Raw genomic sequence first — 994 nt, 5'->3', positions numbered from 1 at the left:
GGCTCTTCACCATAAAGTGTAGTTGACGAGCTAGTTTGCTCGGCCAGTTTCTAAACTGATACGTATTTTAAAGTGTTCATTGTTTCGATAGCCATAAGCGCGGCGCTTAATGAGTTTGATCTTCGTATTGATCCCTTCGATCATCCCATTGGATGCGGAATGCACCACTGCTGCTTGCAATGATGCTTTGCGCTTGACCAAGGTCTTCGCGATACTTCGAACAGCACTCACCGAATGAAAGGACCAACGGGCAAACCAAGCTTCCATTCGGTGTTTCGCTCTTTGCTCTTCTGTTCCTTTAAAGACATAGCGAATGTGCTGCAGTGCCTGATAGAGCGCCTCCAGGGGCTCATCTGCTTCGAGCCAACTGCGTACCTCTCGTCGTTCCTCTTCCGTGAGCTCTGCTGGTTTTTGACAAAGGAGCCGAAGGACGCGGCGCACGTTCCCGTGCTTTTTTTCTGCGGACAAATGGTATTTTCTCCGTCTGTTCAACGCATCCGTGAAAAATTGAACGACATGAAAGCGATCCAGTACATGCACCGCATCGGGGCAGGCAGCTTGAATGGCTTTTTCCATCGCCGGGGCTGCATCACTTACTGCCACTTCTGCATCGGGCGCTGTTTTCTTTAACAGATTTTCTACTGCTTTCCTGCTCCGACCCTCTGCGACATCTAATACTTGCCCCGTCTCTAAATCTGCTGCGGCCACACCGTAGGTGTGACCTTTTCGCATGGCAAAATCATCGATACTGACATATTTGGCTGTTTGCACAGGTACGTGATGTGGAGCTTCCTCATAAAACCAGCGTTCCAATGTTGTATAAGGAATCTCAAAGCGACGGGATACATCCGCGATGGATCGACCACGGCATTCTTCAAAGAGAAAAGTGCGAAAAGAATTTGTGGCTTTCCCACGCATAGGAATACCTGGTAAACATACGGTGCAGGTTGCTCCGCATTGGCGGCAGTAGCGGCGTTCCGCAGGAACGCGAATC

1 protein-coding gene is annotated in these 994 nt (G+C 49.8%); it reads right to left on the bottom strand.

Translation table 11 applies throughout. The features are described 5' to 3' along the window. Positions 1-30: 30 nt before the first annotated feature. A partial coding sequence (locus tag HCN83_RS17935) for an ISL3 family transposase (protein ID WP_168009784.1) occupies positions 31-994 on the bottom strand: 964 nt, incomplete at its 5' end.

This window comes from Alkalicoccus luteus (genome assembly GCF_012034335.1).
GTDB classification, from domain to species: Bacteria; Bacillota; Bacilli; order Bacillales; family Salisediminibacteriaceae; genus Alkalicoccus; species Alkalicoccus luteus_A.
This window is presented reverse-complemented; position numbering and strand designations above follow the sequence as displayed.